This is a genomic window from Variovorax sp. F042, assembly GCF_057814215.1.
In genome coordinates this window covers 73,155-97,692 of record NZ_JBVASX010000004.1, presented here as the reverse complement: position 1 = coordinate 97,692, position 24,538 = coordinate 73,155, and the positions used below count along the sequence as shown (strand labels likewise).

Annotated in this window: 22 protein-coding genes and 1 pseudogene; 8 read left to right on the top strand and 15 right to left on the bottom strand. The window is 64.0% G+C overall.

The genetic code is table 11. The features are described 5' to 3' along the window. Window positions 1-3 precede the first annotated feature (3 nt). The 8 genes from ACZYSP_RS15730 to ACZYSP_RS15695 are packed head-to-tail and all read right to left on the bottom strand — an operon-like array spanning window position 4 to window position 8,105. Window positions 4-1,467: an aldehyde dehydrogenase family protein gene (locus tag ACZYSP_RS15730; RefSeq protein ID WP_489015183.1), complete on the bottom strand. Its 1,464-nt coding sequence runs from the start codon at window positions 1,465-1,467 to the stop codon at window positions 4-6. Beyond that, on the bottom strand, window positions 1,464-3,008 hold the full coding sequence (locus ACZYSP_RS15725; protein WP_489015181.1) for a class I adenylate-forming enzyme family protein: 1,545 nt from the start codon (window positions 3,006-3,008) through the stop codon (window positions 1,464-1,466). The genes ACZYSP_RS15730 and ACZYSP_RS15725 overlap by 4 nt, the downstream gene beginning before the upstream one ends. Before the next feature lie 7 nt (window positions 3,009-3,015). Next, window positions 3,016-3,453 carry a Zn-ribbon domain-containing OB-fold protein gene (locus tag ACZYSP_RS15720; RefSeq protein WP_354398579.1) on the bottom strand — a complete coding sequence of 146 codons (438 nt, stop codon included), beginning with the start codon at window positions 3,451-3,453 and terminating at the stop codon, window positions 3,016-3,018. A gap of 5 nt (window positions 3,454-3,458) precedes the next feature. Then, complete coding sequence (locus ACZYSP_RS15715) at window positions 3,459-4,625, bottom strand: thiolase family protein (RefSeq protein ID WP_489015178.1); 1,167 nt, start codon at window positions 4,623-4,625, stop codon at window positions 3,459-3,461. 3 nt (window positions 4,626-4,628) lie between these two features. Continuing rightward, window positions 4,629-5,423: an enoyl-CoA hydratase/isomerase family protein gene (locus ACZYSP_RS15710; protein WP_489015176.1), complete on the bottom strand. Its 795-nt coding sequence runs from the start codon at window positions 5,421-5,423 to the stop codon at window positions 4,629-4,631. Window positions 5,424-5,443: 20 nt separating this feature from the next. Further along, a complete protein-coding gene (locus ACZYSP_RS15705; RefSeq protein ID WP_489015174.1) occupies window positions 5,444-6,241 on the bottom strand; it encodes an ABC transporter ATP-binding protein in 798 nt (265 codons plus the stop codon). Further along, window positions 6,241-7,098: an ABC transporter permease gene (locus ACZYSP_RS15700; RefSeq protein ID WP_489015172.1), complete on the bottom strand. Its 858-nt coding sequence runs from the start codon at window positions 7,096-7,098 to the stop codon at window positions 6,241-6,243. Before ACZYSP_RS15700 ends, ACZYSP_RS15705 begins: the two co-directional genes overlap by 1 nt. Window positions 7,099-7,103: 5 nt before the next feature. Continuing rightward, window positions 7,104-8,105: an ABC transporter substrate-binding protein gene (locus tag ACZYSP_RS15695; RefSeq protein WP_489015170.1), complete on the bottom strand. Its 1,002-nt coding sequence runs from the start codon at window positions 8,103-8,105 to the stop codon at window positions 7,104-7,106. Between the two features lie 210 nt (window positions 8,106-8,315). Between ACZYSP_RS15695 and ACZYSP_RS15690 the strand changes: the two genes are divergently transcribed. Beyond that, window positions 8,316-9,227, top strand: a complete 912-nt coding sequence (locus tag ACZYSP_RS15690; protein WP_489015168.1) for a LysR family transcriptional regulator — start codon at window positions 8,316-8,318, stop codon at window positions 9,225-9,227. 215 nt (window positions 9,228-9,442) lie between these two features. Here the strand turns inward: ACZYSP_RS15690 and ACZYSP_RS15685 are convergent. Both ACZYSP_RS15685 and ACZYSP_RS15680 read right to left on the bottom strand, forming a co-directional pair. Further along, window positions 9,443-9,700, bottom strand: a pseudogene (locus tag ACZYSP_RS15685) (IS21 family transposase); the annotation flags it as partial. A 413-nt stretch (window positions 9,701-10,113) separates the two neighbouring features. Then, complete coding sequence (locus ACZYSP_RS15680) at window positions 10,114-10,536, bottom strand: hotdog fold thioesterase (protein WP_489015166.1); 423 nt, start codon at window positions 10,534-10,536, stop codon at window positions 10,114-10,116. Window positions 10,537-11,398: 862 nt separating this feature from the next. On the opposite strand from ACZYSP_RS15680, the gene ACZYSP_RS15675 reads away from it, so the two are divergent. From ACZYSP_RS15675 to ACZYSP_RS15645, 7 genes are all read left to right on the top strand, one after another. Further along, entirely contained in the window at window positions 11,399-13,975 is a 2,577-nt protein-coding gene (locus ACZYSP_RS15675) for a winged helix-turn-helix domain-containing protein (protein ID WP_489015164.1), read from the top strand. A 106-nt stretch (window positions 13,976-14,081) separates the two neighbouring features. Next, entirely contained in the window at window positions 14,082-15,860 is a 1,779-nt protein-coding gene (locus tag ACZYSP_RS15670) for an FAD-dependent oxidoreductase (protein ID WP_489015162.1), read from the top strand. Next, a complete protein-coding gene (locus ACZYSP_RS15665) occupies window positions 15,860-16,603 on the top strand; it encodes an SDR family NAD(P)-dependent oxidoreductase (protein ID WP_489015160.1) in 744 nt (247 codons plus the stop codon). Before ACZYSP_RS15670 ends, ACZYSP_RS15665 begins: the two co-directional genes overlap by 1 nt. A gap of 62 nt (window positions 16,604-16,665) precedes the next feature. Beyond that, the gene (locus ACZYSP_RS15660; protein WP_489015158.1) at window positions 16,666-17,541 is read left to right on the top strand and encodes a sugar phosphate isomerase/epimerase family protein; all 876 of its coding nucleotides are present in this window, start codon (window positions 16,666-16,668) and stop codon (window positions 17,539-17,541) included. 34 nt (window positions 17,542-17,575) lie between these two features. After that, window positions 17,576-18,613: a DctP family TRAP transporter solute-binding subunit gene (locus ACZYSP_RS15655; RefSeq protein ID WP_489015156.1), complete on the top strand. Its 1,038-nt coding sequence runs from the start codon at window positions 17,576-17,578 to the stop codon at window positions 18,611-18,613. Between the two features lie 17 nt (window positions 18,614-18,630). Further along, window positions 18,631-19,191 (top strand): TRAP transporter small permease, encoded by a 561-nt coding sequence (locus tag ACZYSP_RS15650; protein ID WP_489015154.1) that lies wholly within the window; start codon window positions 18,631-18,633, stop codon window positions 19,189-19,191. A 19-nt stretch (window positions 19,192-19,210) separates the two neighbouring features. Further along, a complete protein-coding gene (locus ACZYSP_RS15645; protein ID WP_489015152.1) occupies window positions 19,211-20,491 on the top strand; it encodes a TRAP transporter large permease subunit in 1,281 nt (426 codons plus the stop codon). Window positions 20,492-20,877: 386 nt separating this feature from the next. Here the strand turns inward: ACZYSP_RS15645 and ACZYSP_RS15640 are convergent, their stop codons facing one another. The 5 genes from ACZYSP_RS15640 to trbF all read right to left on the bottom strand — a co-directional run bounded on the left by ACZYSP_RS15640 (window position 20,878) and on the right by trbF (window position 24,515). Further along, the gene (locus ACZYSP_RS15640; RefSeq protein WP_489015150.1) at window positions 20,878-21,012 is read right to left on the bottom strand and encodes a hypothetical protein; all 135 of its coding nucleotides are present in this window, start codon (window positions 21,010-21,012) and stop codon (window positions 20,878-20,880) included. A gap of 164 nt (window positions 21,013-21,176) precedes the next feature. Further along, complete coding sequence (locus ACZYSP_RS15635; protein ID WP_489015148.1) at window positions 21,177-21,461, bottom strand: DUF2274 domain-containing protein; 285 nt, start codon at window positions 21,459-21,461, stop codon at window positions 21,177-21,179. Next, window positions 21,458-22,774 (bottom strand): TraB/TrbI/VirB10 family type IV secretion system protein, encoded by a 1,317-nt coding sequence (locus ACZYSP_RS15630; protein ID WP_489015146.1) that lies wholly within the window; start codon window positions 22,772-22,774, stop codon window positions 21,458-21,460. Before ACZYSP_RS15630 ends, ACZYSP_RS15635 begins: the two co-directional genes overlap by 4 nt. Further along, window positions 22,771-23,805, bottom strand: coding sequence for a P-type conjugative transfer protein TrbG (gene trbG, locus ACZYSP_RS15625; protein WP_489015144.1), 1,035 nt, complete (start codon window positions 23,803-23,805; stop codon window positions 22,771-22,773). The genes ACZYSP_RS15630 and trbG overlap by 4 nt, the downstream gene beginning before the upstream one ends. Next, window positions 23,802-24,515: a conjugal transfer protein TrbF gene (trbF, locus tag ACZYSP_RS15620; RefSeq protein WP_489015142.1), complete on the bottom strand. Its 714-nt coding sequence runs from the start codon at window positions 24,513-24,515 to the stop codon at window positions 23,802-23,804. The genes trbG and trbF overlap by 4 nt, the downstream gene beginning before the upstream one ends. Window positions 24,516-24,538: the final 23 nt, after the last annotated feature.

The window sequence follows — 24,538 nt, the reverse complement described above, 5'->3', positions numbered from 1 at the left end:
GCCTCAGAGGCAGCCGATCTCCTGGTAGACGTGTTTGATCTCAAGGAAGTCGTGCATGCCTTCGGCGCCGTGAAGCCGGCCGAATCCGCTTTCCTTGTAGCCACCGACCTCCGCTTCCGCGAAGAGCTTGTTGTGCGCATTGATCCATACAGTGCCGCAGCGGATCTCGCGCGCGATGCGCTGCGCGCGTGCGCTGTCGCGCGACCACACGCTCGCGCCCAACCCGAAGCATGTGGCATTGGCCAGTGCGACGGCGCCACGGTCGTCGTCGAAAACCTCCAAGGTCATCAATGGCGCGAAGTGTTCGTCCTGGACGGCCGGCGTTTGCGGGTCGTCGACTTCCACCAGCGTGGGCGACACGAAGGCACCGTGCCTGGGAAGGCCCCGTACGGCCCCCCCTCGTACCACCACACGGTGGCGCTCGCCCAGTTCGTCGACCAGGCGCAGGATGCGGTCGCGATTCGCAAGATCGATCACTGCCCCCATCGCGTTCTCGGCGAGGTGACCTGGGCCCACACGCAGCGCGCGCATGGCCGACGCCATGGCATCGCGAAAAACCGCATACACACGGCGGTGCACAAGCACCCGGCTGGCGGCAGTGCACTGCTGTCCCGACAGGATGATGCCGGCGGCGAGGATCTCGCGCACCGCGAGGCTCAGGTCGGCGTCCTCGCACACCACGCAGGGGGCCTTGCCACCAAGCTCCAGCGACAGGCGCTTGAGCTGAGGCGCGGCCGCCGCCATGATGGCCTTGCCCACGGCGGTGCTGCCGGTGTAGCTCAGGACGTCGACTACCGGCGAGGCGACGAAAGCCTGCGCCACGGCGCTGCCCGCCTCGTGCACGATATTGATCGTGCCAGTCGGCAGCCCCTCGGTCTCGGCCATGCGCCGCGCCACGCGGTGCATGAAGAGCGCGGCCTGCGGCGCCGCCTTGACAACCACTGTGCAGCCGGCCGCCAGGGCCGGCGCGAGCGACCGCACAAAGAGGATCAGGGGCGCGTTCCACGGCACGATGATCGCCACCACGCCCGCGGCTTCATGCGTGATGAGCGAGCGAACGCCTGGCGCCGGCTCGACCACGCGGCCGGCTGCGCTGCGGGCCATGCCCGCGTAGTAGCGCAACTCCGAAGCAGCGCCTTCGACCTCGCCGGTCGACTCGCGCAGCACCTTGCCGTTTTCCAGCGTCAGCAGCAGCGCCAGCGATGCTGCATCGGCAGCGAGGCGCGCCGCCATGTCCAGCAACACCTGCGCCCGTAGCCTCGGGCTATGGCGCCAGGGGGTGGTCTCGAAGGCGTGGCGCGCCGCGTCAATCGCGGCCTGCGCCTCGGTCACGCCGCCATCCGGCGCCTGGCCTAGCAGCGATGCGTCAGCCGGATTGATCGACGTGAAGGCGTGGCCTGACGGCAGCCACTGGCCGCCGATCCAGTGCGCTGCCTGCGTGTCCCACGGCACCGCGGTGCCGCTCATACCACGCGCGGCGCCAAACGCGCCAGCGCCATCTCGCGCAATTCGGCTTTCATCACCTTGCCCATGCCGTTTCGCGGAAGTGCATCGACAAAGAATACGTATTTGGGCTTCTTGTAGCTGGCAATACGGGATTTCGTGTGCTCCTGCAGCGCCTGTTCGCTCAGCGTGCAGCCCGGGTGGCGCTCAACGAACGCGGTCACCGCCTCGCCGAAGATCTCATCGGGGACGCCCACCACCGCGGCATCGGCCACGTCGGCGTGCTCTATCAGCACCTGCTCGACCTCCTTGGTGTATATGTTGAAGCCGCCGCTGAGCACCATGTCCTTCTTGCGGTCCACGATGTACAGGTAGCCATCGACATCGAAGCGGCCCATGTCGCCGGTGTGGACCCAGCCTTCGATGATGGTCGCAGCGGTGGCGTCGGGGCGCCCGAAATAGCCCTTCATGGTGGTAAAGCGCCCGGCCTCGCCCGAGCGAACCAGGATCTCGCCCACCTCTTCTACCGACACCTGCTGGCCCTTGTCGTCCACCAGCTTGACCTGCACGCCCGGCGTGACGCGCCCCACTGACGCGGGGTGGGTGAACTGCTCCTCGTGGTCGAGCACTGTGACCGAGCCGACCTCGGTCATTGCGAAGAAGGAATGCAGCCGCGCCTGCGGCAGATAGCCGATCATGCGGCGCTTGAGCTCCACCGGAAACGCCTCGCCAGTGACGATGATGTGGCGCAGGCTGGCGCAGCGCGCGGCCTCCTTCTCGAGCACCGGCATCAGCATGCGGGCCACGGTGGGCACCATGCCCGCAGCGCTAACCTGCTCGCGCTCGATGGTCTCGACCGCGGCCTGCGCGTCGAAACGCTCCATCACCACCAGCTTGGCGCCCAGGCACATCGAGTTCATGAGCCGGGCCAAGCCCGTGCGGTGCGCCAGCGGCGTGGTCACCAGGAACACGTCGTGCGCCGTAACGCCCCACTCCACCGCGTTCACGAAGGCGTTGCCAATCACGAAGTTGGCGTGCGTGAGGACCGCGCCCTTGGGCTTGCCGGTCGTGCCCGAGGTGTAGAGGATCATCGCGTCGTCGGGCGACAGCGCGAGCTCCGGCAGGCGCTCGTCGGAGTGGGTTCGAAGCATCTCGAACGACTCCGCGCCGGCCACGTCGCCGCCCACCGCCACGCGGCGGATGCCCACGAACTCGGCCGACAGCGCTGCGATCGCCTCGGCGCTCTCGGCATGAAACACCAGCACGCGGGCCTGGCTGTCCTGTGCAAAATAAACCAACTCGCGCGGGGTGTTGCGGGTGTTGACCGGGATCACCGTGGCGCCGACCGAAAAGGCCGCGTACATGATTTGCACGAATTCGACGCAATTGGGCAGGTACACGACGATGCGGTCGCCCTGGACCACACCGGCGCGCCGCAGCCCAGCGGCCAGAGAGCGCGAGCTCGACAGCAACTCGCCGTAGCTCAGGCGCTGCGCGCCCACGACCACGGCCGGCTTCGCCGGCGTGCGCAGGGCGTGCGCCGCCATGAAGTGTTCGAGACGCATGGTGCTCCTAGGCGAGTTCGAAGGCGGGGTATGGCTGCTCGGGCGTCAGATGGTCCACCGCCAGCTTCACGCGCTTGCCGATCGCCAGATCCGCCGGCGCGCAGTTCAGCACGTTGGCGATGATGCGCACGCCCTCGTCGAGCTCGACCGTTGCGACGCACAGCGGGATGCGGCCTTCGACCCCCGGACCGGGAATGCGCACCACGGTGCAGGCGTAGATGGTGCCGGTGCCTGCGACTTCGCGCCACTCGAGCGTGCGGCGCCCGGTGAAGCCGCTGACCGGCTTCGGGTAGTGCTGGAAACGCTTTGCGACGGTACAGTACTGCAGCACCAGCTTGCCTTGCGCGATGCCGTCCCAGAAGGGCTTGCTGTCAACGTAGACGCCCTGCTTCGGCACGGGTCGGACCGGCGCGGCCGGGGCGGTGGTGGGGGTGGTATCGCTCATGTTTTTCATGCCTCCAGGACCAAGGCCGAACTGGTGCCCCAGTTGCGACCGTAAGGGATCACGCCGATGCCAGTGACCAGCGCGTTACGCGGGTCTGACACCTGGCGGCTGCCGCCTTCGCCGAACATCTGCCGCACGGCTTCGGCCAGGTTGAGACCGCCGCTGGCCAGGCCGGGCTGGCCGGCCGAGATCTGGCCGCCGCCGGTGTTGAGCGGCAGGTCGCCGTTGAAGGACAGGTCGGTGCGCAGCGTGTAGGCCGATCCTTCGCCACGCTCGCAGAAGCCGAAAGCCTCGAACTGCATCATCACGGCAATGGTGAAGTCGTCGTAGGGCTGGAACATGCGCACGTCCTTGGGCGCAAGTTCGGCCTTGCGCAGCACCTCGGGGCCAATCTTGGTGAAGCCGGACAGGGTGATGTCGGCCAGCGGGTCGGCGCCGTTGAAGTTGGTGACCTCGCCGTAGGCCACCGGATAGACCATCTTCTTCAGGCCGAGGCGCTTGGCGTTCTCCTCAGTGGTGACGATGAAGGCGTTGGCGCCGTCGCAGAACATCACGCTGTCGAGCACACGCAGCGGGTCGGAGATGACGCGCGACTTCAGGTACTCCTCCATCGTGAGTTCCTTCTGGAACTTCTTGTAGCCGTTGGAGTTGTGCAAAGCGTGGGCGCGTTGGGTAATCGCGATCTTGCCCAGCGCCTCGGGGTCGAGCCCGTACTGGTGGATGTAGCGGCTCATCAAGAGGCCGAAGGTCGCGGGCGGGCCCTGCACGCCGGGCGGGTCCTGGAACTCGCTGCGGTAGGCACCGTAGTTGGAACGCCAGTCGGAGCTGGGCGCGTCGGACGACATCACGACCGCCAGCTTGCACATGCCGTCGCGTATGGCCGACATGGCGCGCGCCACGCCGCCGGTGGCTGAGCAGCCGCCGATGCCGCCGTAGTTGAGCCAGGTCGGCGTGATGCCCAGCGCCTCGGTCATGTAGACCGCGAAGAAGGGGTTCTGCGCCTCCGACAGCGCAGTGGTCACCGACAGTCCGTCGATCTCGCTCTTGTCGATGCCGGTGCGCTCCAGCAGCTGGTCGAGCGCTTCGCCCGCTAGGTCGTAGGCACTGCGGCCGGTCTTGAAATCGATGGCGGTCTCGGCGTAGCCGCCTATCACGATGTCTCTCTTCTTCATCTCTTACTCTCCTCGGAAATCGGGGGTCCGCTTCTCACGGAAGGCACTCAAGCCCTCCTGGCGATCCTTGGTGAAATACAGCATGAAGGACACGTCGCCTTCGGCGGCCATGCCTTCGGCCAGCGGCAGGTCCATCCCGCGATCGATCACGGCCTTGGTGAACATCACCGACAGCGGTGCGTTGCCGGCGATGGTGCGTGCCAGCTCGCGCGCCTTGTCGATCGCCTTGCCGGCCTCAGTCACGTGGTTGACCAAGCGGTACTCGCGCGCCTCAGCCGCGGTGATGCGCCGGCCGGTCCACATGAGTTCCTTGGCGAGCGCCGGGCCGACGAGGCGCGGCAGCGTTTGCGTGCCGCCGCCGCCAGGCATCAGACCCAGGCGGATCTCCGGCAGGCCGAACTTGGCGTTGGCGCCGGCGACGATCATGTCGCCGACCAGTGCCAGCTCCAGGCCGCCGCCGAGCGCGAAGCCCTCGATGGCGCTGATGATGGGCTTGCTGTAGCCGGGCAGCGAACGGAACAGTTCGTTGACCTTGCGCGAGCGCCGGCGCTTGCGATAGAAGTCGAAGTACTCGTTGTCGCCGATGGTGAATTCGCTGGTGTCGATGCCGGTGCAGAAGGCCTTGTCGCTGCCGCGCAGGATCGCGGCGGCGATCTCGCGGTTCGACTCCGCCTCGCCCAGCGCGTCGAGGATTTCCTCGGCCGTGGTCTCGCGCAACGAGTTCATTTTCTCGGGACGGTGGATGGTGATTTCCAGCCAGCCTTCTACCTGCTCGACGATGATGTCCTGGTAGCTCATCTTGAAGATCCGCTTTCTTACTAGTGGTGTGTTGGGGAGATGGGGGAAGCCAGCGGCGCTTCGCCGCCGATGGCGCGCTCCACCTGGCGGTGCATGTGCGCCATGCATTGCGCGTCCTGGCGCTGTTCGGCGCTGATCGCGAGTTCGAGGCAGACGCGCGCAGGGGCTGCGAGCACGAGGATGCGGTCGGCAATCTCGAGCGCGTCCTCGATGCGGTGGGTGACAAAGACACAGGTCTTGCGCTGCTCGCGCACGATCTCCGCAAAGTCGCGCCGCAGCGTCTGCGAGGTCACATGGTCGAGTTGGCTGAACGATTCGTCCAGCAGCACCAGCGCTGGATCGACGGCCAGGGCGCGCGCGAGCGACACCCGCTGGCGCATGCCCCCCGACAGCTCCGACGGGTATTTGTGCGCCGCGTCGCCCAGCTTCACGCGCTCCAGCCATTCCTGCGCGCGCTGGCGCGCTTCGGCCTTGGGGCGCTTGAGCAGCAGCAGGCCCAGCTCGACGTTCTCGCGCGCAGTGCGCCAAGGCAGCAGGCGATCGGTCTGGAAGCTCACGGAGAGCTTGCCGCGCAAGGCGGTGAAATCGATCGCCGGGTCGACGCCGGCCACCTGCACTGAGCCCTCGTCGGCTGACGACGTACCCATCAGCAGCGACATCACGGTGCTCTTACCAGCCCCGGTCTGCCCCAGCAAGGCCACCGTCTCGGCCTCGCGCACCACCATCGAGAGATGGTCGATGGCGGTGTGGCTGCCGAAGCGCTTGCTCACGTCGCGCAGCTCAATGATGGGAACGGGTGTATTGATGGTCGTTGTCATCAGCGCACCTTCACTTCCTTGCGCCAGCCCAGCAAGTGCGATTCGGCCACGGTGGCCAGCCACTGGATGACGAGGTTGAGCGCCACCAGCAGGACGGTCCAGGCCAGCACCTGGTCAATGCGAAAGGTCGACTGCGCAAAGCTCATGCGAGAGCCGATGCCGAAGGCCGAGGCCACCAGCTCCGCGAAGATCACCATGCGGATCGCGTAGCCGATCACCGACTTGGTGGTCAGGAAGATGTAGGGAACGATGTGCGGCGCGACCAGGTAACGCAGCATCTGCCAGCGCGTCGGGCGGAAGCTCTCCAGCATGTCGACCCAATCGCTCGACAGCGCCCGCACGCCCTCGTAGACGTTCAGCGCATAGAACGGCAGGAGGATCACTGTGAGGATGAAGAAGATCCGCGCCTCCGGGTCCTTGAACCAGAATACGGCCAGCAGCATCCATGACAGCGCAGGGATGCCGGTATCGACCACCACCAGCGCCTTCAGGTACGGCCCCACCCGTTTGGACGTGCCCATCAGCAGCCCGATGGCGACGCCTGCAATCGCAGAGAAAAAGATCGCTACGCACAAACGGCCCAACGTGATGGCCACATGGAGCAAGTCGGTCGTGAGCAGCTGGCCCAGCGCCTTGGCGATGGCCTGCGGCGAGGGCATCACATAGTCGGGCACGTACCAGCTCGCGACTTCCATTGCGGCGCAGATGAGCACCACGACAACGGCCAGCGCCTTGAATTCGCTGCGGTCACGCCCGTTCGCCACCTTGGGCGCCTTTGCCATCGTCGCCGTGGCCACCGGTGCGCGTGGTGGGCCTTCAGGCGCCGCGGCGCCGGCGGGGAGTTCTGCGTGCTTCATGCCGTTCATGCCGCAAAGAAGCCGTTGTCGACCAGCTTCGTGAGCGCGCCGTTGCGCACCAGGAACTCGTTGGCCGAGAGGATGCTGCGGCGCCCCTGCTCGTTCTGCATCGACACGTGCTTGAACTCGAGACGTTTCGAGGCAATGGCCGTTGTCAGCACGTCCGCGGGAATGCCCGAGTTGGCGCCGGCGATGGTCACGGCGTCCTGCGTTCTGGCGTTGATGCCCTCGATGGACTCGGCAAAGGCCTTGTTCAGTCGAGCGACGAGTTGGGGGTCGCGCGCGACGGCCTCCTTGCGAACGGCCACGCCGAAGTACGGCAAGTCGAGGTTGACGCGGCGGCGATACTCCTCGCCCGCGTTGTAGAGCACGCGCATGTCGGGCACGCGCTTGAGTCCCACCGACACATTGGGCTCCCAGGTCAGGCCGGCGTCCGCGCGGTTGGCCATGACCAAGGTGACTGAGGCGGCGGGGTTGTCCACGTTCTGCACTACCGCATAGGTCTCGAGGTCGATGCCCGCGAGTTCCTTGACCACGGCGCGCATCATCCGGTAGGTGCCAGTCGACTGCGGTGCGGCGAGGGTTTTCCCTTTGATGTCCTGGATCGTCGCCGGACCCTTGGCCTGCGTGACGATGTTGATCATGTTGCCCGTAGTCACGGAGCACACGTATTGCATCGGCACGCCTGCGATGTAGCGCGAGGCGAAAGTATCCCAACTGCCGATGCACACGTCGTAGTTGCCGGCGACGAAGTCGTTGTAGTAGGTGGTGACGGCCGTGTACGCCGTGGGTTTTCCCAGCTGCAGGTTGTTCGATTTGTCCAGGCCCTTGGCGACGATGTAGTCGGTCAGCAGCGTGGTGAAGCCAGGCGACAGGTTGGCCCATTTGAGGCCTGTTTGGGCGCTGACGCCGCCCGCGGACGCGAGGCCGACGCCCAGCACCGAGGCTGGTGCCCAAGCCGACGCGGCCTTCAGCAACACCCGGCGCGAAATTGGATAGTTGTTCACTGGTTGTCTCCGTTCTTGATTTGGATGGCGCGTCGCTGGTCTTGCGACCTGCGCTCGGTATCTCTCTTTGTGGCGATGTTAGGAAGCGCGCAGCGTTCCGAATAGCATCGGATGTGGACCGGGCGTTCCAGACGTGGAACGCTAAAGACGCGCAGCGGCGGCGTTGTCAACTAACCTCGCGCCTGCCTCGATGCCGACAGACAACACGCCATGAACGACAAACTCGATCTGAACTCGCTCCAGCTGTTCTATGACGTGGTCAACGCGCAAAGCATCACGCGCGCGGCCCTCGAACTCGGAATGCCTAAGTCCACGATCAGCCGCAAGCTCACGCAACTCGAGCTCAACGTGGGCACGATCCTGCTGAAGAAGGGACAGCGCCGCCTGACGACGACAGAAATCGGCGCGCGGTTCTATGAGCATTGCCGGCGGGTGGTGGACGAGGTGGCCCAAGCGAGCGTCGATACGCTGCAGCTGCAAACGGCCATGCGCGGCGCGCTACGCGTCAGCATTCCCATCGACTTCGGTGTGTCGTGGATCGGCAAGGCCATTGCCGAGTTCGTGCTGGCCTACCCGGAGCTCGAGCTGGAGGTCGATGTGAACAGCCGCGCAGTGAATCCCCGGGAAGACCCCTACGACCTCACGATCCAATTGGGACCGCTCAAGGACACCGAGCTGACCTACCGCCGTCTCGCCACGATCACGCGTGGGGTATACGCGAGCCCGGAGTACCTCAAGCGCCGCGGCGTGCCGCTATCAGTGGACGAACTGCACAGGCACGACTGCATCATCACGACGCAGCAGCGTGCGGACGGCATCTGGACCTTGCGCAATGAGGCCACGCACCGATTTGCGAACATTGAGGGCAAGGTCGTTGTCAACAATATCTCGATTGCGCGGGAGATGGCGATCGGCCACGTAGGGCTGAGCATGCTGCCGAACGTGATGTGTGCGAACGACCTGCGATCGGGGCGGCTGCTGCGAGTACTGAAGGGCTGGGAGAGCCCTTCGATGCATGCCACCGCATTGGTGCTCGGCCGCAAGGGCATGCCCAGCAAGATCCGCGCTTTTCTGGACTTCATGTCCGATCGGCTCAGCTTGGACCAGCAAGAAGCCCGGTGATCCTTGGAGATCGCGTCGCGCAGCCCACAGCCCCCAGTTGAGCTACGCGAAGGACGCCATCTACGACCCGGCAACGGCCTCCCGGGCGAATTCCGTGTACATACGAAAAAGCCGCCCAAGGACGCTTCGCACGCGACCCATAGCGCCCTCCGCGCCGTGCATGCCGAACTGTTGCGCGACGAAGCAGAAGCGTGCCACCGCGCTGATTGAATAGTGATCTCGGAATGCAGCGCACGAGTCTTGCGTCGTTCGTTCTTGGGCCGTCGCACTTCGGCCGTTAATGCCTGCCTCAGCGTCGCCTCAAATGCGCTGAGCTTGTTCAGACACGCGTCGCGCCGGTACTTCGGCTCCTCGAACTAACGGTGCGTAGCCACTTCGCCACCGTGTTGCGCGACAGCCCTGTCATCCTCGCTATCTCGCACTCCGCCAGCTTGTCTCTCACGCAGCGGTCTGATCCTGCCAATCATGACTATGGTGCTCACTTCTCGAACCCCGCCGCTTAGATAAGCAGCGGGGTAGGTTGAACACCTGGCTCGCGTTTACTGCGGCACGCACCGCAAAACTGTCTGATCTTCCGATCGACACCAACAAGGCACATGCGTACGACCGTAACGCCCGGCCTCGTACTCCGTGGAGCAAGTCCTTCGAGACGGGCTCAGGGTTGTCGATCAAAAGCAGCACTCCACCCAGAAGCACGAGCGGAAGCTTCGAGCGAGGCAGTCGGGCTCGCGAGCCAAAAGCGTGCACGGGCCAACTCGAACAGGCTCGTGTCCGAAGCACAACCCTTAAGGCCTGAAATCCCTTCTTGACATCCGAAGCTCACATCGCTTGATCGCATCGTCAGACTCGCCGCCGAAGCCTTGCATGGCAAGGCGCCACACGAGGTCTACTGCGCCTCAACGATGGCTACGGTGATACGCGACACGCAGGTCGGCTCGCCGTCTTCATTCGTCAGATCGATCTGCCAGACGTGCGTCTTGCGCCCAATGTGAATCGGCCGAGCAGTGCCAGTGACCCAGCCATGCGTCACGCCACGCAGGTGGTTGGCATTGATGTCCAATCCCACCGCGAGCAGGCCCTCTCCACAACAAAGCTGCGCCGCGACAGATCCCAGCGTTTCGGCCAGCATCACGGAAACGCCGCCATGCAGCAAGCCAAATGGCTGCCGGGTTCGGGCGTCTACTGGCACACGTCCCCGGATGAAATCGTCGCCGACCTCGAGGAACTCGATGCCGAGATGGCTGGCCGCAGTGTCCTTGTTGCTGGTGGAGATTTCTTCGACGGACATAGCTCTTTTCCAAATGCGCATGGCCCTTATTCTCCCAGTGACCGAAACATGGTAATGCCTGAATCATCCGGGCGCCCAGCGCCTGGCGAAGCAGTTCTCGGCATACGCCCACAGCTGGCCAAAGTTGCTGCCAGTACCAGCAACTTCCGAACCGCACCGTTCGCATCCATGCCGCCTTCAATGAAGACATTGATCCCAGCGAACAACCCGCGACAAATCGGAACCAAGTACATGCGCCCCGCTCAACTGCGTAGCAAATTTTTGCAGGCTCCCCGGTCGCGGCGTCACGTTTTCGGCCATCGTTCGCAACTTCAGCAAAGTACTCCACTTGGATAATTATTAAAGGATGCTTCTCAGATTGGTTGACCTGGGACAAACCCCATATTTATTAATTCTCTTCGCGCTCGGTCGGAATGCTGGGTTTTGATTGCCACCGAGAACTGACCCGGCTAACAGACTAATTTCCGTCCAAGACCGACCCACGCAAAGCCCCATCTACTCATTTTCAAGGCGGCGGATGGTGCTGGCCATCCACCCCTCCATTGCCGCCCGCAACCTGAAGGAATTCGCCGATGCGGCACGCGCCGATCGCGAGCTGGTCGGCATAGGGATCGAGCTTGCTCGGGCTCGCCCGCTCGCGCCAAGCCCAGTCCCGAGGGACCGATTTGCAGACATTTCTAGACGAACGTCATGGGAGTGACCGTGCTGTAAGCTCGAGTAAACCGGTTGATACCTGCGCATGTAAAGTCAGAATGCGAAGCCCAAGTTCAAATGCCTCGGTTGGCTGGGCGGATCGCGCAAGCCGGGACGGCGAAACGGAATGCGAACCCCAGGTCAAACTCTCTTGTTGAAGGCAAAGCTTGCACTCCCGCCTGCGCAGCCGATGAGCTTGTCGCGTCCGCGTCTGCTTGATTTGATGGCCGGATCACTGAAGCAGCCGTTGACGCTTCTCTGCGCTCCAGCAGGATTCGGCAAGACCACATTGCTCTCGACCTGGGTCAACGAAGCCGTGGATCGACCTGCCGTGGCGTGGCTCGGGTTGGACGAGGACGACAGCGACCCGGTGCGCTTCTTCGACTATCTGAGAGCTGCCTTGCAAGGCGCCAGCGTCGACGTGGAATACTCCGCGACGCCCCCCCTCTCCGGGGCAGGCTCGCCGAGCCCGAAGGATCGAATGGCATCGTTGCTGGACGATCTCACCGACCTGGACCATCCAGTGGTACTGGTGCTCGACGACTATCAAGCGATCGACAACCCAGAACTCGATGCGGCGCTGACGTTTCTCGTCGAGCACCTGCCAGAGCATTTGCGTCTGATCGTCGCGACCCGCAAGGATCCGCAGTGGCCGCTTTCCCGATGGCGTACTCGGCAATGGGTTGACGAGGTTGGAATCGACCAGCTTCGATTCACGCCAGACGAAGCAACGGCATTCCTCGTGCGGAGCATGGGGCTGGCACTCGACGCCGATTCGGCTCGGACGCTTGCAGCCCGCACCGAAGGCTGGGTGGCGGGGCTCCAGATCGCCGCGCTCTCGCTACAGCGGCACGTGCAGTTGCAGGGGGCGGCGAATCTGGCACAGGTTGCCGCTGCATTCAGTGGCGAGCACCGGCACGTGATCGACTACCTGGCAGCCGAGGTCATGCGCCAACAACCTCAGATGCTGCAGGACTTCCTGCGGAAAACCTGCATCCTCGATCGCTTCTCTGCCGATCTTTGCGATGCGGTCACCGAGCGCACCGACAGCCGGCACATGCTGGTCCAGGTGGAGCGCGCCAACCTTTTCTTGCGGCGGCTGGATGACCAGGGTCGCTGGTTTCGGTATCACCAGCTCTTGGCGGATTTTCTTCGCGAAGGCCTTGCCGAGTCGGAGAGGATCGAGTTGCATCGTCGAGCCAGCGCGTGGTTCGAATCGCAGGGTATGGGAAAGGACGCGATCAAGCACGCACTCGCGGCTCGCAGCGACGCGGATGCAGTGCGACTCTTTCGCAGTCTCGTGGAGGAGATGCTTGCCCGTGGCGAACTGCCCACGCTGCTGGCATGGCTCGAGATGCTGCCGACGTCCCTTGTGCGTGGGCATCAGGATCTTGCGGGGTATCAGGCGTGGCTTCTGTTCATGAGCGGCCGCACCGTAGAAGCCGAGGAGTACTACGCTTTGACCGGCGCACCGAATGCGGCGGAAAGCTCCCAGGAACACAGGGGCATCCTGTTTGCGCTCCAGGCCTTTCTCGCGATCACGTCGGACAATCCGGCCCGCGCGATCGAGCTGTCGCGCCAGGCGCTGGATCAGTTGGGAAGCAGCACTTCTTTCTTCCGGGTTTGGGCGCTCTTCTACCAGGGGCTGGGTCTGCTTCGCACCGGCCTTCCGAAGCCGGCGACCGAAATGCTGCGGCAGGCTCTCGAGCTGGGATGGTCCTTCGGGCATCGCATGACCGCGCTCGACGCGCTAGCCCATCTTGCACCGTTGATGAGTGCTCAGGGCCAGTTGCGCGAGGCGCAGTTGCTCTGCCGTGCGTCGCTGGAGCGCTGTTCGCCTTCCGACGAAGCGCAGGCACCAATCAGCGGCCTCATCCTGATACCGATGGGCATGCTGGCATATGAACGAAACGAATTGCATGAGGCGGTCGAGCTGCTCGAGGCGGGTGTCGCGCTCTGCAGGCAGCTTGGCAACCTGTACCACACGCTGGCGGGAGAATGTTCCCTTGCCAAGGTCCACCATGCACGCGGTGCGCGCGAGCAGGCGTGGAACGCATTGGCGGCCGCCCAGGGTCTGGCGGATCGCTCGCGCAATCCACGGCGCCAGCGCATGGTGCGCATCGCCATCGCGGACCTCCAGCTTCGTGAGGGAAACGTCGCTGCGGCGAAAGAAACCTTCGAGGAGATTCGCGCCGCTGTCGATTCTTCAGTCGAGGGACAACTCCTGCACGCTCGCTTGCTCCTCGCGAACAACCACGCGCTTGCAGCGCTTCGCATGCTCGGCACGGTCGAGGGGTCATGTCGCAGCCAAGGGCAAACCGGCATGCTCGTCACGGTCCATGTGCTACAGGCGATGGGGCATCGCGCCAACGGCGGCCGAAGCGCAACGCTCGAACATCTCGAGAAGGCCGTGTCCTTGGCCGCTTCGGGCGGCTATGTTCGCCCGTTCCTCGACGGCGATGCCACATTGGCCGGACTGCTGCGCCAAGTGAGCAGCACCGCTCCAGCGTTTGTCACCGGCCTCCTCGAACAGTTCCGTCAACCGGCGGAAGAAGACGTTGTCGAGGCGAACACGGCAGGCCTCACCGGGACCCAGCTCGAGGTGCTACGCCTGGTCAGTCAAGGGCTTGCCAATCAACAGATTGCGACACGGCTCGTGATCACGTTGGGTACGGCCAAGTGGCACGTCAGCCAAATCTTCGAGAAGCTCGGCGTGCGCAATCGCGCCCAGGCGATTGCCAAGGCGCGCCAGTCGAAGCTCCTGTAGGTGTTTACCCGGAACGGGCTTTCCAACCTATCTTTCGGCAGGTGGCGGATAGGCGAGATTTCGCCGCCGGATCACTAAATTCTGCTCTCGCGACGACGGTGGGTCGTTGCAAGAACAGGAGATGCGGATGTCAGAGCCCTTGGCAAGCGAGACGCGCAGCGATGTCGAGTCGCTGCAGTGCGACTTGCTCGTGGTCGGCTCCGGTGCCTCGGGCCTGGCGGCGGCCGTGACGGCCGCGTGGCATGGCCTCAAGGTGGTGGTGGTGGAAAAGGAAGCCGTCTTCGGCGGTGCCACAGCCTGGTCGGGCGGCTGGATGTGGGTTCCTGGCAATCCACTCGCCAAGCGCGCAGGGATCCATGAAGACCCACAGCAGCCGCGAACCTATCTTCAGAATGAACTGGGCGCGCGATATGACGCCGCGCGGATCGATGCGTTCCTGGACAACTGCCCGCGCATGGTCGCCTTTTTCGAGGAACAAACCGCCCTGCAGTTCGTCGATGGGAACGGAATTCCCGACATCCACGGCAAGGTCGCAGGCGCCGGCACACAAGGCCACCAAGTGATTGCCGCGCCCTACGACGGCCGCGAACTCGGTGCGTTGGTGAAGCGCCTGCGCAGGACGCTGCGCGAAACCTCGTTCATGGGCATGCCGATCATGGCGGGCGCCGACCTCGCGGCCTTCCTGAACGTGACACGTTCGCTGAAGTCGCTGCTCCACGTGAGCAGGCGCTTCATCCGGCACCTGGTAGACCTGGCGCTGTATGGACGTGCGATGCAATTGGTCAATGGCGTCGCACTCATCGGCCGGCTGGCAAAGTCCGCCGAGAAACTGGGCGTGACACTCATCGAGTCCACGCCCGCAAAGCGCTTGATCGTGGAGAACCGCGCAGTGCGCGGTGCCATCGTGGCCTCGGCACGAGGCGATATCGAAATTCGCGCGACCAAAGGCGTGGTCCTCGCGGCAGGCGGATTCCCCCATGACGCGAACCGCCGCAAGGCGCTGTTCCCTCGCACATCGACTGGCGAAGAGCATCTCGCGCTGCCACCCACCGCATGCGCTGGTGACGGCATCACCCTCGGCGAATCGGCAGGCGGTTGCCTGGTGACGGATCTCGCGTCACCTGTGGCATGGGCGCCGGTCTCGCGGGTTCGACACGGCGATGGCAGCGTCGGGCACTTCCCGCACATCATCGACCGGGCCAAGCCTGGGCTGATTGGCGTGCTGTCGGACGGCAAACGGTTCGTGAATGAAGCCGACGGCTACTACGACTACACCGCGGCCATGGTTGCGAAGGTGCCTGAAGGTCAGGAAGTGGCGTCGTGGCTGATCTGCGATCACCGCTTCCAGAGACGCTATGGCCTCGGCCATGCACGGCCGTTTCCGATTCCCGTAGGACCTTCCATTCGCAGCGGCTATCTCCAGCGAGCCGACACGCTCGAAGACCTTGCCAAGCTCTGCGGCATCGACGCCGCGGGCCTGACCGAAACGGTCGGGCTCTACAACAAGCACGCGCGACGCGGCGAGGACCCGGAGTTCGGCCGTGGCTCCACGCCCTACAACCGCAAGCAGGGGGACCCGCGAAACGCGGGGCCGAACCCGTGCGTGGCACCGATCGAGCGAGGACCCTTTTATGCCGTGAAAGTGCTGCCCGGCAGTTTCGGAACCTTCGCCGGCCTCAAGACGAATGGCGCGGCCCAGGTGCTCGACCGAAGCGACCGGCCGATCGCCGGCCTGTACGCCGTGGGGACGGACATGGCCAGCGTGATGGGCGGCCACTACCCATCCGGCGGCATCAATCTCGGCCCGGCCATGACCTTCGGATACATCGCGGGCCGCCACGCAGCGGGCTTCGAATTTTCGCAACACAGCATCAGGAACAGCTAGTGACCACGACACATCATCCAGTTCAGACCGCCATCGTCACCGGTGGCGCCCGCGGACTCGGGCTCGGCATCGCCAAGCGATTGGCCTCGGAAGGACGCAGGATCATTCTGTGGGATCTGGATTTCAAGAACTTCACCACATCCCAGGCCGGCTTCGAACCCTTGTTGATGCAGCAGGTCAATGTGGCCGATCTGCCGTCCGTGGCGAAGGCCTTCAACGAAGCCCTTCTGGCGGCCGGGCGCATCGACATCCTGATCAATAACGCGGGCATCAACGGCCCCATCGCCCCGACCTGGGAGTACCCCGTCGACCAGTGGCAGCGCGTGCTCGATATCGACCTGACCGGGGTCTTCAACTGCTGTCGCACGGCAATACCGCACTTGATCGCGAACGGCTACGGCCGCATCGTCAATGTCGCATCGGTCGCGGGCAAAGAGGGTAATCCAAACGGAAGCGCCTATGCCGCAGCCAAGGGTGGCGTGATTGCCTACACGAAATCAATTTCGAAGGAACTCGCGCAATCCGGTGTGCTGGTCAATTGCGTGGCGCCGACGATGGCCAAGACCGACCTGCTCAAGCAGATGACGCCCGAGTTCATCGCATCGATAAAGGCGAAGATTCCGATGCGCCGACTCATGGAGATCGACGAACTCGCGGCGATGGTTGCGTGGATCGCGAGCGCGGATTGCAGCTTCACGACCGGCTTCACCTTCGATCTCACGGGTGGACGAGCAACCTATTGACAGCACAGGTGCCACTCCGAGCGAGCCCGGCTCGCGCCGTCGTCCCAAAGCCCCTATCAGCCATGATCAAAGAAACCCAACTCAACCACGTGTCCCTGGCCAACCTCACGGTAGGCCGCACCACTCAAACCGAACTGATTCGCGCGGCAGCCGGAGCGGGCTTCGGCAAGGTCGGCTTGCTGCTCATGACCGCCACCGCACAGCCGCTGCAGCATGAAGTCATCGGCCGGCCCGACGCGATCCGGGAGATCAAGGCCGCTTCCAAGGACACGGGCGTCGGCGTCTTCGACGTGGAGGCCTTCGTCCTGTCCCCGCAAACCGACATCGAGCGTTTCAGGCCTACTCTGGAGCTCGGGGCCGAATTCGGCGCAACGCACATCTCGTCGATCGGCACGGAGTTCGCCGACAACGCGACCTACTTGTCGAGAGAACAGCGCATCGACCTGTTCGGACGCCTGTGCGACGAGGCTGCCCGGTTTGGGCTCACTGTCGGCGTCGAATTCATGATGTATCGCGACATTCAGTCCTGGCGAGATGCCTTGGCGATGATCGAGGCGGCGGGGCGCGCGAATGCCGGCCTGATCCTCGATGTCCTGCACTTCTTCCGCGCCGGTGCAGCGCCATCCGATCTGCTTCAGATACCGGCGGAAAGAATCGCCTACGCACAGTTGTCCGACTGCGTTGCAGCGCCTTTGCCACCGGAGAAGCTGGCGGCCGAAGCGCGCACCTCGCGGCTGCACCTTGGCGAAGGCGCGATACCGCTGCAACAAATACTCGATCTGCTCCCGGCCGGCCTTCAGTTGGTCATCGAGACACCCGTAGCAACTGAAGCCGGTTTCTCGACGCTGGAGCGAGCCAAGTCGGCTGCCAGGCACACGACGGATTTCCTCCAAGCGTATGCCTGCGCACCGCGTGGGCAGGCCGTACCGCATCCATAAATCAATCCAAGCACTCAACGCACCGGAGACAATGATGGTCATTCGTACACAACCGATTTCAACGCGGTCGATCCTCCGAGGGATCGCAGCCGCACTTGCATGCAGCCTGGCCCTTGCAACAGGCCATGCGCAAGCGCAGATCAGGGATCACAAGGTCAAGCTTGCATTTGTCACGGCCGCTGACACGGGCGCCCTCAACGGTGTCGACAAGTTCGTCGAACTCGTGAAGCAAAAGAGCGGCGGCAAGATCGAGATCAAGGTGTTCCCCAACGGCACACTCGGAGGCGACGTCCAGATGATCTCCTCCTTGCAGGGCGGCACCATCGACATGACCGTGATGGGTACCAATGCGCTCGTCGGCGTCGTCAAGGAATTCGGACTTCTCGATTTTCCGTTTCTGCTCGACAGCGACAAGGAAGCTTCCGCCCTTATCGATGGGCCTGTGGGCAAGCAGATGTTCGACAAGCTCGCCACCAAGGGCTTGGTCGGCATGCCGATCTCGGCCTTCGGGTTCCGGCATCTCCACAACAGCAAGCGGCCCATCAACAAGGCGGATGACGTCCAAGGGCTGAAGCTGCGCGTGATTCAAAGCCCTGTGTACGTCGACCTGATGGGCGCACTGGGCGCCAATCCCGTGGCCATGTCGTTCACGGAGGTTTACAACGCGATGGAGCAGAAGGCCATCGACGGCATGACCAACACCGCGCTGATCGCGTCGAGCATGAAAGCGTACGAAGTGCAGAAGTACATGTCTTTGACAGCGCACATGTACAACTACATCGTTCTGCTCGTCAGCGGAAAGAGCTGGGATCGGTTCAACGCCGACGAGAAGGCGCTGATCATCCAGGCCGCGATGGAGGCGAAGGAGTTCCAGCGAATGAAGATTCCGGAGTACACCTCCCAGGCGTTGGCAGCACTTGCCAAGAACGGCATGACCGTTAACGACGTGCCGCCGGCCGAACGCGCCAGGCTGCGCGAGAAAGCCAAACCCGTCGTCGACAAGTACGCCGGTGTCGTGGGCGAAGCGCTGGTCAAGGAAGCCCATGCCGAACTGGCCAAGATGCGCAAGTGATCGACTGGAGACCCATCGTGAACAGACTCATCGACAGCTTTTGCCGCCTACTTGAAGCAGTGTTGGTCATCTTGCTTGCACTGATGGTGATTCTGGTGTTCGGCAATGTGGTCCTTCGATACGCGCTGAACTCGGGCATTGCCTTGAGCGAAGAAGTTTCGAGGTGGCTGTTCGTCTGGATGGTTTTCCTCGGCGCAGTAGTGGCCCTGAAGGAGCATGGACACCTGGGGACCGACATGCTGGTTTCGCGCCTGCCGCTGGGGGGAAAGAAGATGCTCGCGGTTGTGGCCCACGCGACGATGCTCTATGTCACCTGGCTGCTGTTCTCCGGCAGTTGGACCCAGGTCGTCATCAATCGCGAGGTATTGGCGCCTGTCTCGGGTGCCTCGATGGCGATCTTCTACGGTTCCGGTCTGGTTTTCGCCGGCTGCAGTGCGCTCCTGCTGCTTGTGCAGCTCTGGCTGATCGTTTCAGGCTCCGCCACTGAAGCTGATCTGAGCATGAGCCAGGAAAGCGAAGACATGGCACAGGTTGAAGCATTGCACTTCGGTCAGAACCAGACCTCCAGCAAGCGTTGAGCGCGCGGAGACATACGACATGACGATATTCATCTTCATCGGATCGCTGCTGGGCGTGATGGCGCTGGGCGTACCGATCGCCTATGCCTTGCTGCTCTCTGGCGTGGCCCTCATGTGGCACCTGGACATCTTCGATGCTCAGATCCTCGCCCAGAACGTCATCAATGGCGCCGACTCGTTCCCGCTGCTGGCAGTGCCGTTCTTCATGCTTGCTGGCGAGATCATGAACGTGGGAGGTCTTTCACGGCGCATCGTCAACCTGGCGCTCCAACTCGTCGGTCACCGACGCGGCGGCCTTGGCTACGTGGCCATTGTGGCAGCGTGCATCATGGCAGCGCTGTCGGGCTCGGCCGTGGCAGACACGGCGGCGCTGGCTGCGCTTTTGTTGCCGATGATGGTACGGGCAGGTCATGACAAGGGGCGCGCAGGCGGGCTCATTGCATCCGCCGGCATCATTGCCCCCATCATTCCGCCATCCATCGGCTTTGTGATCTTCGGCGTTGCGGCCAACCTATCGATCTCCAAGCTGTTCTTGGCCGGCATCGTGCCGGGGCTGCTGATGGGATTGAGCATCGCCGTCACGTGGTACCTGGTGGCCAACAAAGAAGACATTGTTCCGCCCCCTAAGGCATCTTGGCCGGAGCGCATTCAAGCGCTGAAGGAGTCCACCTGGGCTCTGGTGCTGCCGGTCATCGTCATCGTGGGCTTGAAGTTCGGTGTCTTCACGCCGACGGAGGCGGCGGTAGTTGCCGCCGTGTATGCGCTGCTGGTGTCTACGCTGGTGTACCGTGAACTTTCGCTGAAGCAGCTGTATGGTGTGTTCGTGAGTGCCGCCAAAACGACGGCGGTGATCATGTTCTTGACCGCAGCCGCAATGGTCTCTGCCTGGCTCATCACCGTCGCCGATATCCCGGGGCAGATGGTGGATCTGCTGAAGCCCTTCATGAACAATCAGACACTGCTGCTGATCGCCATCATGGTGCTGGTCATGATGGTCGGAACGGCAATGGACATGATCCCGACCGTGCTCATTCTCACGCCCGTGCTGATGCCGGTCATCAAGGCCGCGGGCATCGACCCGATCTACTTCGGTGTTCTCTTCATCATGAACAACGCCATTGGCCTGATCACGCCGCCGGTGGGTACGGTGCTGAACGTGGTGGCTGGAGTCGGCCGGATGAAGCTGGACGAAGTCACGAAAGGCGTGCTTCCCTTCATGCTCGCGGAGTTCATCGTGATGTTCGTGCTGGTGTTCTTTCCATGGCTGGTGACAGGTCCTGCAAGGTGGCTGGGCGGCTGACCCGGCGAACACGACAGGCCAGCCACCAACACGCGGCAAACCCTTCGGCATGAACAACAGCCAGTCGCGCGGATCAGACTTCCTTGATCCCAATGCATGAGATGAACCAGCAACTTACCGTCTCCGTTGACTCCCGGAGCTACCGTCGAAGAGAGCATATCGCCCGATTGCGGATAAGGGATTTGCGGTAAGGCGGTCACTACCGCCCTTCTCGGAACCGCAGGTTCAAAGCGCAGGGTATCGAACACGCCCATTGTAGAAGTACGCATCTCTCGAAAGCGAGCGTTAGTCGCGTTCGCTCCCCAAGACGTCCTCCGTCCTGGCCGAAGCTTGCATGGGTGCGTGCGTTCCACCTAGTAGGCCCACAACACCAGCTTCTCAAGAGCCTAGAGCGACGCCCGCAGCACTTTCAATCTGCCGTCTGCGATCCGGTGCACGATCGCGTTCGTGTCTGTTTCGACCTGCTCCCATAGCTCATCGGTAAGGGCACAGTAGCGGTTCAACCAGACGATGCTCTGCATTTAATGTTGCAGCATGAGCCATCGCACCGCAAGCCGTAGAGCCGAGCTGTCTCAAATGCCGTATCCAGCTAGGAATGCGCTCCATAGGGCAGCTTCAATGCTGAATACCGGTTGTCAAAACAGAGTTACGGCCGTTTCCACACCAGTGATCCTTCGTATTCAGCTCAGGCTGCTTCTGCTCCGGCGGGGGGAAGCTGACGCTCTATCGAGGCACGGCGTCGAGGCTCACTGCTGCGGGACAAGGCCTTAAACCCTCGATCCCGCGCAATGAACGCGGCGAGCATGTGCGGAACCAGCGCCACCGCATCGGCCGGCCCATGCAAGCGGCTGTACACCTCGGCATAGGCCTCGAGCTGCGCCTTGAGTTCTACCGGCACTACGATTGTCAGCTTCACGCTCTCCACTCGTGGCAGCGCGCCCAAACTCAAACGACTCGCACCCTTGCTCATTGCAAACTCCCGCGCTTGAAGAACAACGGCTGGTACGGCCGCAGGATGAGGTCCTTGCTCACCATCACCCGCACCGGAAACCCCGGCCGGATCGTCAGCGTCGGCTGAATGCTCGCGTTGCGCTTCGTGATCTCCTGCCCCACCTCGTTCACCGTATCCTGCGCCCCCTCGCGCACGGCGATCACGAGGCGATTGCCGTCCTGATCCGTCTGGTTCTGCGGTGCCGCCAGCTCTGCCCCTATACCGAGCAGCGTCGACAGCGCCGCGCCGGCCAGGATGCGGTCCCAGTGCCAGTCGACGCCGTCCTCCAGCCCGGCGTAGCCGGCTGAGTCGATCCCCGGCAACCGATCCAACGTCACCGACGATGTGTCCGGCAGGATCAACCGCGTCCACACCAGCAGCACGCGGCGCTGCCCGAAGGCCACTTGACTGTCGTAGCGCCCGATCAGCCGCGAGCCCTGCGGGATCAGCAGATGACGCCCCGTGGCCGTGTCGTAGACCGACCCGGTCACGGTGGCGATCACCTGCCCCGGCAGATCGGAGTTGATGCCCGTCACCAGCGCCGCCGGGATGATGGTTCCCGCCATGACCTGGTACGGTGAAGTCGACAGCTGCAGGCTGCCGGGATTGCGCGTGGCCGTGTCACCGGCCTTCGCAAGAAACGCTTCCTTGCGGTCCTGGCGGTTCTGCGCCGCCACGGGGTCGCCCGGCGAATCCACGGCAGGGTTCATCACGCCCAAGGGATTGAACGGCTGCTGGCCCGGCGTCAGTCCAGGCGCATCGGTAGCAGTCGCGGACATGGCGTTCTCGGCAACAGCCCCGCGCTTCGCAGCGGCACCGTCGCCGCTGCGCCGGAAGAACACCGGGGATCGCGCCGCTTCCTCGGCCGCCAGCCGTTCGGCCTGGGCTGGGTCGACACCATTGCCCGCCGCACGCATTTCCATCGGCTGCTGTGCCTTCGCCATGGCCGACCCGAGGTCTCCCGGCAATGGCGGCCCCAGCACCGGTGGCACCGGCTTCGATGCGGGCTGCATCCCGGCATAGTCCTTGGGGAGTTGGTCCAAGCCATCCGCCCTCGCCACGCGGTCCACGTTGTACAGCTCGGCCGCCGGGTTGCGCTCGCGTTTCTGCGACTGCAGCGACCACATCGTGCCGCCGAACACGGCCGCGGCCAGGGTGCCGGCGCCGACCGCCAGCATGCGACGGTTGAGCCGCACGACCGACCGGGGCTGCGCGCGCAGGGCCACGGTCTCCGGCGCGACCTTGGACGCGACCTGGGCCGATGGCGGTGGCTGGATTTCCTCCGGACTCATGACCCATCGCTCCGCGCCCCCGAGGCACCACCATCCGTGCGCTCGATGCGCACGACCTCGGCCTTGCCGCCCTGGAAGCCGCCCAGCCGCAGCTCCGCCGCGCCGAAGAGGCGGTCCACCACGTAGTACGGCGAGCGGAAGCGGTAGTTCACGAGCTGCCCGTCGCCCTGCGGCCCGATCACGAACAGCGGCGGCAGCTCGCCCTGCGCGATGCCGCCCGGGAACTGGATGTAGACCTTCTGCCCGTCGTCGAAGGCGCGCAGCGGCTTCCAGGACGGCGCATCGCCGCTGATCGCGTAGCGGAACCGGATCTGTTCCACCGACAGGCCCGAATCTACAGGCGCCGCGGCCTGCGCCTCCCGCGCCTGTTTCTGCAGCGCCAGCATTCGGTCCTTCGGATACTCCCAGGACACCGACGCCATCCAGGCCCGCGGCGTCGAGGACAGCTCCAGCAGATAGGTGCGCCGGTTCGTCGTGATGACCAGGTTCGTCTTCAGCCCCACGCGCGTGGGCTTCACGAGCACGTGGACCCGCTGGTTCGCACCGCTGCCGCTGACCGTGTCGCCCACGATCCAGCGCACCGTATCGCCGGCCGAGACCGCCACCAGCTCCTCGCCCGCCTGCAGCGCGATCACCGTGACGCGGCCCGGGCTGGTGTAGACCTGATACAGCGCGCCGTCGGCATACGGCCAGACCTGGATCGCATTGACGTAGCCCTCGCGCGTCGGTGCGACGCGGGCCTCCTCATTGGCACGCGAGACCCGTACTTTCTCGTCGAGGGGCTCAGGCGGCGACTTGGCTTCCTGCGCGCTCGGCAGTGCCTTCATCTGCCCAGGCAGCGGAAGAAGCTTTGGTACCTCCACCACCTCGACGGGCGGGGCCGGTTCCGACACCGGCTGCGCGGCGGCGGCCACCGGCTCGTCCAGCGGGATCGCCGGCGGCAGCTTGCCCTGCGTGGCACAGCCCGCGGCGACCGCCACTACGCTCAGCAGGATCGGCGCAGATACGCCTCTACGGAAATCCGTCTTCATGGCTTGGTTCCTTTCACTGTGTCCGTCGCATCGAGTTCGCGGCTCCAGGACAAGCCGTTGATGTAGATGCCCAGCGGGTTCCTGCGCAGCCGCTCCTCGGTGCGCGGTGCCTGCAGCACGATCGCGAGCACCGCGGTCCAGCGCTCCAGCCCGGCCGCTTCGCCGTTGACGTAGCGCCGCTCGGTCCAGCGCACCTGGAACGACGAATCGCTCGCGCGCACCACGCTGTTGATCTGCACCGCCACCGAGCTCTCCCCGATGCGCGAGAACGGATCGTTGGCACGCGCGTAATCGTTCAGCGTCGCGGCGCCGCGGTCTGTCGTGTACTCGTAGGCCTCGAGCCAGTTCTGCCGCACCACGATCGGGTCGATCGACAGCGAGCGCACGTCTGTGATGAAGCGCGCCAGGTGGTGCGCGATCTGCGCGTCGCTGGGCTTGTAGGGCGTGGCCGCGTCGCCGACTGCGCGCACCTGGCCGGCGCTGTCCACCTCGACGACATAAGGCGTCACGATGGATTGCGCCGAGCGCCAGACCAGTCCGCCGGCCATCAGCAACGCCAGCGAGAGACAGCCGAAGGCCATCAGGCGCCAGTTCCTCGCCTGCACGCGCGCGCTGCCGATGCGCCGGTCCCAGACCTGCGCCGCAGCTTGATACGGGGTGACGGGCTCGGGCGTGTCCGAGTACCGCACCTGGGGTCGCTTGAATCGCATGGATGGTTCTCCTCAAGAAGCCG

Coding starts and splice junctions, on each gene's coding strand:
- ACZYSP_RS15730 (WP_489015183.1), bottom strand. CDS start 1,467: ATGAGCGGCACCGCGGTGCCGTGGGACACGCAGGCAGCGCACTGGATC.
- ACZYSP_RS15725 (WP_489015181.1), bottom strand. CDS start 3,008: ATGCGTCTCGAACACTTCATGGCGGCGCACGCCCTGCGCACGCCGGCG.
- ACZYSP_RS15720 (WP_354398579.1), bottom strand. CDS start 3,453: ATGAGCGATACCACCCCCACCACCGCCCCGGCCGCGCCGGTCCGACCC.
- ACZYSP_RS15715 (WP_489015178.1), bottom strand. CDS start 4,625: ATGAAGAAGAGAGACATCGTGATAGGCGGCTACGCCGAGACCGCCATC.
- ACZYSP_RS15710 (WP_489015176.1), bottom strand. CDS start 5,423: ATGAGCTACCAGGACATCATCGTCGAGCAGGTAGAAGGCTGGCTGGAA.
- ACZYSP_RS15705 (WP_489015174.1), bottom strand. CDS start 6,241: ATGACAACGACCATCAATACACCCGTTCCCATCATTGAGCTGCGCGAC.
- ACZYSP_RS15700 (WP_489015172.1), bottom strand. CDS start 7,098: ATGAAGCACGCAGAACTCCCCGCCGGCGCCGCGGCGCCTGAAGGCCCA.
- ACZYSP_RS15690 (WP_489015168.1), top strand. CDS start 8,316: ATGAACGACAAACTCGATCTGAACTCGCTCCAGCTGTTCTATGACGTG.
- ACZYSP_RS15680 (WP_489015166.1), bottom strand. CDS start 10,536: ATGCGCATTTGGAAAAGAGCTATGTCCGTCGAAGAAATCTCCACCAGC.
- ACZYSP_RS15675 (WP_489015164.1), top strand. CDS start 11,399: ATGAGCTTGTCGCGTCCGCGTCTGCTTGATTTGATGGCCGGATCACTG.
- ACZYSP_RS15660 (WP_489015158.1), top strand. CDS start 16,666: ATGATCAAAGAAACCCAACTCAACCACGTGTCCCTGGCCAACCTCACG.
- ACZYSP_RS15655 (WP_489015156.1), top strand. CDS start 17,576: ATGGTCATTCGTACACAACCGATTTCAACGCGGTCGATCCTCCGAGGG.
- ACZYSP_RS15645 (WP_489015152.1), top strand. CDS start 19,211: ATGACGATATTCATCTTCATCGGATCGCTGCTGGGCGTGATGGCGCTG.
- ACZYSP_RS15640 (WP_489015150.1), bottom strand. CDS start 21,012: ATGCAGAGCATCGTCTGGTTGAACCGCTACTGTGCCCTTACCGATGAG.
- ACZYSP_RS15635 (WP_489015148.1), bottom strand. CDS start 21,461: ATGAGCAAGGGTGCGAGTCGTTTGAGTTTGGGCGCGCTGCCACGAGTG.
- ACZYSP_RS15630 (WP_489015146.1), bottom strand. CDS start 22,774: ATGAGTCCGGAGGAAATCCAGCCACCGCCATCGGCCCAGGTCGCGTCC.
- trbG (WP_489015144.1), bottom strand. CDS start 23,805: ATGAAGACGGATTTCCGTAGAGGCGTATCTGCGCCGATCCTGCTGAGC.
- trbF (WP_489015142.1), bottom strand. CDS start 24,515: ATGCGATTCAAGCGACCCCAGGTGCGGTACTCGGACACGCCCGAGCCC.